The 5844-nt window shown below is 56.4% G+C and carries 5 protein-coding genes and 1 pseudogene; 1 reads left to right on the top strand and 5 read right to left on the bottom strand.

All coding sequences use genetic code 11. From position 1 onward, the window contains the following. The 5 genes and pseudogenes from F8I07_RS07170 to F8I07_RS07150 form a co-directional block, all read right to left on the bottom strand. A pseudogene (locus tag F8I07_RS07170) lies at positions 1-220 on the bottom strand (haloacid dehalogenase); the annotation flags it as partial. 2 nt (positions 221-222) lie between these two features. After that, the gene (locus F8I07_RS07165; RefSeq protein ID WP_292657676.1) at positions 223-1773 is read right to left on the bottom strand and encodes a DNA recombination protein RecN; all 1551 of its coding nucleotides are present in this window, start codon (positions 1771-1773) and stop codon (positions 223-225) included. 16 nt (positions 1774-1789) lie between these two features. After that, positions 1790-2668: an NAD(+)/NADH kinase gene (locus tag F8I07_RS07160; RefSeq protein WP_292657673.1), complete on the bottom strand. Its 879-nt coding sequence runs from the start codon at positions 2666-2668 to the stop codon at positions 1790-1792. 241 nt (positions 2669-2909) lie between these two features. Next, positions 2910-3311 (bottom strand): DUF4357 domain-containing protein, encoded by a 402-nt coding sequence (locus tag F8I07_RS07155; protein WP_292657671.1) that lies wholly within the window; start codon positions 3309-3311, stop codon positions 2910-2912. Then, positions 3308-4225: a ketopantoate reductase family protein gene (locus tag F8I07_RS07150; protein ID WP_292657668.1), complete on the bottom strand. Its 918-nt coding sequence runs from the start codon at positions 4223-4225 to the stop codon at positions 3308-3310. The genes F8I07_RS07155 and F8I07_RS07150 overlap by 4 nt, the downstream gene beginning before the upstream one ends. Before the next feature lie 166 nt (positions 4226-4391). Here F8I07_RS07150 and F8I07_RS07145 point away from each other — a divergent pair. Then, a partial coding sequence (locus F8I07_RS07145) for a glycosyl hydrolase family 8 (protein WP_292657665.1) occupies positions 4392-5844 on the top strand: 1453 nt, incomplete at its 3' end.

Genomic DNA, 5844 nt, shown 5'->3' with positions numbered 1-5844 from the left:
GCAGGATGCGGAGCTCCACAGGCAAGCCGCTGAGCTCCGCCGCCACCGTCCCGAACGTGTCGGCGGTGACGACGTGGAGGCGGAAATCTCTCGCCAGTTTCGGGAGCAGCCTCGCGGCATCGGGATCGAGACGGCCGTCACGAGCCAGGGTACCGTTGTAGTCCAGCACCAGGTGGTCCGGCTTCAGGGTCCCGAAGCCCGGAATTTCGATCGTCAACATCTCTACCTCCTCGGTTCTTTCTTGCGATCGTTCAACAGCTTTCGGGCAAAGGCCGTCGCCTCTGCATCCGCCCGCTCTCCGCTGACGATGCGGGCGATTTCCCGGACCCGCTCCTCGGACTCCAGGGAGAGAGCACGGCTTTCGTCACCCATTTTGCGTACCAGGATATGCTGATCGGCTCTGGCGCTGAGATGGGGCTGGTGGGAGATGGCGAAGACTTGATAGATGCGTGATAGCCCCTCGATGAGTTCGGCGATGGCGATCGACTCGTCGCCGCTGACGTTGGCATCGATCTCGTCGAGGAAGATCACCCCCTCACCCCCTTTCGTCCCCTCCAGCGTCACACTCATCAGCGCCAGGCGGAGTCGATTGAACTCCCCGCCGCTCAATGTCGAGGCCGCCGAGCCTTCCAGATCGAGCTCGATTCGGTCGACCCCCTCGGACCCCAACGGCTGCGTCTCGAAGCGGAAACGCAGCGCCGGCAGCCGGAGCTTTCGCAGGACCGCCTCCAACGCTTCGGCCGTCCGCTGAGCCTCCTGCCTCCGCTCCTGAGAGAGGCGGCGGGCCAGGACTTCCAGCTCCCGCTCTTCGAGGGCCAGATACTCCCGCAGTGCGCTTTTGTCCCGCTCGATGTGCTCGTAGCTCTCCAGCTCTCTGGCCTTGGCATCACGGTACGCCAAGGCCTCCGTGATCGAACCGTGACGGCGAATCAAGCCGGAGAGGGCTTCGAGGCGCTCCAACACCGACTCGATCTCCACCTCCGCCAACTCCTCCGAGAGGCTCTCGATCTCTTCGAAATCGGCCCGCAGTTGATTCATCGCGTCACTGAAATAGTCCGCCTCTTTCTCCGCCAGTGCGAAAAGCTCCTGGACCCTCTCCTCCAGATCGAAGACCCCCGAAGCCTGCTCCAGCGCTTCGTTGATCTTTTCGATCCGCGAGAGCCGACGCTTGATCGTCAGCAGCTCCTCGTACTCCCCCTCCTTGGGGGCGAGAGCGTCGATCTTCTCGATCTCATAGCGGGCGAATTCCCTCTTCTCCTCCCACTCCCGCTCCTCGGCCAGGATCCGCTCCAGCTCCGCCCGGCGCGCCGCGAAGGTCGCGTAGCGCTTGCGGTACTCTCTGCACAACTTCCGAAAAGGCTTTTCCCGGGCGCTGCGCGATTCGTCCAGCAGACTCAGCAGCACTCCGCTCTCCAGCCCTCCCCGATCCCGAACGCTCAGATAGCGCACGTAGGGGGAGAAAAGCTCCCGAAGCGCCTTGCGGGAAATCTTTTGAGCGTCGATGTAGTGGGCCACCCGCTCCTTGCGGATCGACTTGAGCGCGAGATGCTCTTCCAGCTCGTAGGCATCGCTGTGCAGATCCCGGGGGCGCCTGAGCTCCACTTCGCAAAGCTTCGCATCGCTGCTTCCCAGGCCGAACTGCGCCAAAATCGCCTGCATCAGTACCGATTTCCCCGCCCCGCTGGGACCGGTCAGCACCACCAGCCCGGGGGCAAACTCCAACTCCACCTCCCTGAAAGAAAGCAGGTTTTTGAGATAGAGACGGGAGATCATTTTCGCACTCCGGCACTCACCAATTCTTCTCTCCCCAATGCAGTTTGTCCCTCAGGACGCTGAAGTAGTTGCGCTCTTTGCGGTGCAGGAGGCGGGCCCCCTCTTTGGCGCCGCTGATACAGACCAGATCCCCCTCCTCCAGATCGTAGCGCTCCTGACCGTCGATGGTGGCGACCGCTTCGTACTTTTCGGTGTCGAGCTCGATACGGAAGTCCGCCGGCAATACCAGCGGGCGTTGATTGGTCAGGGAGTGGGCCAGGACCGGGGTGAGAATGAAAGCTTTGGTGAGGGGGTAGACCACCGGGCCTCCGGCGGCGAGATTGTAGGCGGTGGAGCCGGTCGGAGTCGAAATGATGAGGCCGTCGCCCCGATAGCTGTTGAAGCGCTCTGAGTCGATGGCCGCGTTGACGATGACCATTTTGGAAGGGACCGGACTGGAGATGACGACGTCGTTGAGAGCAAAAAAGTCGATCCGGGCTCCCGAACCTTTGCGGATGTTTCCTTCGATCATCAGACGGTGATCGATGCGGTACTCCCCGTCGAAGAGTTGATCGAGAAAAGTATCGACCTCATCGACGGTAATGTCGGCGAGGAAGCCCAGGTTGCCGGCATTGATCCCCAGGACCGGCTTGTGCCAGGAGTAGCTGCGGCGCACGAGGGAGAGCAGCGTCCCGTCCCCGCCGAGGGAGACGAGAAAATCGCTCTCGGCACACATCCGCTCGAAGGATTCCCCCTTTTCGCCGATCATCCGTGCCGACCGCTCCGCCAGAGCGACACGGATACCCCGCGCCTCGAAGCGGGCTTTGACCGCCTCGTAGATCGGTTTGATCTCCGGAGAATCGGGCTTGAGGATAAAGCCGGCCCGTTCGATTTTCGTCAATTTGTCGTTGGACATTTCCAGATCCGTTCAGTGAATATGAACGGAGGGTAGCACGTGCGGGCTTAAAATGCCCATTTGACCTCCCCCAAATTTTTGTGACATTTCCCATGACATATCGTAGCTATTACCGAACCAATGATATAGCTCAAACTTTGATGTAGCAATTTCGTTCATAGGCAAGGCGGATTTTATCGTAGGTGTAGTTGATTCCGTTTTGGGAGCTTATCATCAAAGAATGAAGATCGAGAACTTAACTCTATTCCACACTTTCAAACGATTTCAGGACTCTGCCGTCTTTTGATTTCCATTCAGTGAGGCCGTTGGCGCTTCTGCCCATCACGAGCGATGCCGCGGCGGAAGGACTGTTGAAAAGATAGTCTTTTTGGAAAAGATAATCTTCTCCTATCTGTTGGATAATGCCTTCTTCGATCAATTTTTCACGAAATTTTCTGATGCTTTCAGGAAATGATTTGACGGTGGATCGGGCAATTTTAGAATTTTTAAATACGACGAACCCTTCCGAGGTCATTTGACCTTTCGCCCCCGCGCCTCTTGCCGCCTCGATAAAGAAAGTCGTTGTGCTTTCCGGAGTGTTTTCCTCTGACTGACGAAGTTCCTCGAAGACTTTGAATCCAAGTATATTGATTTTTCTATTCATGATGAATGCCTTGAAGGTTCAGCTCTTAAAAGCTGATAGATTCGTTCCATCTCCGATACATCCACCCCCAGACGCTTACCTTCTTTGACCACATAACCCACCAATGCCTCGATCTCGGCAGGTTTGCCCCGTTCCAGGTCCAGCTGCATAGAGGTTTTGGCTCCGGGGAGGACTTTGGAGGCCTGGGCGAGGGTGGCTTCGATCTCTTTTTCTCCCAGGGAGATCCCTTTGGCCCGGGCGAGGGCGGTGATCTCCTCCAGGAGGCGGCGGAGCTGCGTTCTGTGCTCTCGGTAGACCTGATCCATCGGAACCTTATAGAGTGAGGTGAGTGCCGCCATGGGAGAGATAAAGAGGAATTTGCGCCACTGTTCGTAGGCGATATCGGCTGTGGGTTTGTGACGAGGCAGAGAGCGGTCGAAGAGTTCGACGATCTGAGCATAGTCGTCGGGATCGAAATTTTCCCTGCCCCAGCAGAGACGGAAGATCTCTCCTTTTTTGCGGATCACTCCCGATTCGACGATGTTGGAGAGGATATAGATGCACCCCTCCAGGGCGTCGGCTTGGGGGTAGTGCTTGAGGATTCGGGGGCGATACTCTACCCCGTTGAGGAGGGGGAGGATGACCGTCTGGTCCGAGACGTTGGAACGGATCGCCTCCAGACCCGCCTCCAGGTCGGTGGCTTTGAGAGTCAGGAGGATCAGATCCTGGATTCCGAGGCCGGCAGGATCTTCCAGAGCGTAGGCGGGGTGGACGGTGTACTCTTCCAGCTGATCGATGATGTGCAAGCCCCGCGTTTGGATTGCCTCCAGATGCGCTCCCCTGGCGATGAGAGTGACGTCGTTTTCTCCAGCACGGATAAAGCGTGCCCCCAGATACCCACCGACTCCGCCGGCACCGACTACCATGATCTTCATACACTTTCCTTTTTGCACCGATTTGAGAGAATTTTACCTCAGAATCATGCATTTTGCGGATAGAAACTCCGCTTCTGCGTTATACTTTGATAAGGGGAAATACCCGAAAATCAGGCAAGAACAGATCGAGGAATACCCAGCTTTAACGGCAGGAAGGAGATAAGGTATGAAAAGAGTTTTGGCAACGATCACAGCAGTTTTAATCGGATGCGGGCAGCTTTGGGGGGCGCCGCACAACCCTTTCCCTCAACATGTGGACTATGCGGCGGGTACCATCAAGCCCAGCCGATATTCTCAGAAACAGATGGATCAGGATGTAGGCAATTTTTACAACTACTGGAAAAAGAATTATGTGATCCGTGCCGGTGAGGATGAACAGGGACATCCGCTCTATCGAGTGGCCTTCGGCAAAGGATCCGATGTGACCGTCTCGGAGGGACAGGGCTACGGGATGGTGATTACCGCCCTTATGGCCGGATACGACAAGCAGGCAAAAGAGATTTTCGACGGGATGTGGCGTTTTTCCCGGCGATACCCCAGCGAAATTGACTCCCGACTCATGAGTTGGAAAGTCAAAAACGGCCGACGGGTCGAGGGGGCAGACAGCGCCTTCGACGGGGATGCGGACATCGCCTATGCGCTGCTACTGGCCAATGAGCAGTGGGGAAGTGACGGAGCTGTGGACTATCTGTCCGAAGCCCGCAGAGTGATCCGAGGGATCAAAGACTCCACAATCGGTCCAGAGAGTCTCCTTCCCAAATTGGGAGATTGGGTGGAAAACGACGGTAAAAAATACAATCAATACACCCCCCGAAGTTCCGACTGTATCCTGACCGCTTTCAAGAGCTTCGCCTGGGCAAGCGGCGACGAGAGTTGGTACGACGTGGTGGAAGCCTGTCAAGGCGCTCTAAGACAGATCCAGAAAAAATACAGCAAAAGGACCGGCCTCCTGCCCGATTTTCTGGTCGATTGCGACCCGATCGACTCCTGCCGACCGGCACCGAAAAACTTTCTGGAAGGAAGTCACGACGGCGACTACTACTACAATGCGGGGCGTGATCCCTGGAGGATCGGTCTGGATTATCTGATCTCCGGGGACGAGAGCTCCCGCAAACTGGTAGACAAAATGCTCGACTGGCTCAAAGAGCGGAGCAAAGAGCGTGCCTCACGTATTAAGTCCGGCTACACCCTCAAGGGCCGGAAAATCGGCAATTACACTAGCACTTTCTTTCAAGCTCCCTTCGGGGTGGCAGCTATGGCGAACAAAAAGTATCAAAAACTCCTCGACAGCATCTACAAGGCGGTGCGCAAAACTCACGAAGACTACTACGAAGACAGTGTCAATCTCCTTTCACTGCTGGTCATGAGCGGGAACTTCTGGGCTCCCGAGGAAACACGGCTAAACGATCCGCTGGCACCCTACAGTGCCGAAAAGTTCCGTGCGTTTCTCGATCAGGCTAAACTAACCTATCCCAACTCCAAAAGCGTAGTCGCCGAGGGAAAGGAATTCAGAGATTTCCATAGCGACTACTTCTATCTGGCCAACGGAAAGTTTATGACTTTTGGGATGAAAGGGGAGCCGAGCGATCGTGACGAACTGCGCCATTTCAAAGAGTTTG

The sequence above is a fragment of the Nitratifractor sp. genome, from assembly GCF_015487065.1.
In the GTDB taxonomy this organism is placed as follows: Bacteria; Campylobacterota; Campylobacteria; order Campylobacterales; family Sulfurovaceae; genus Nitratifractor.
This window is presented reverse-complemented; position numbering and strand designations above follow the sequence as displayed.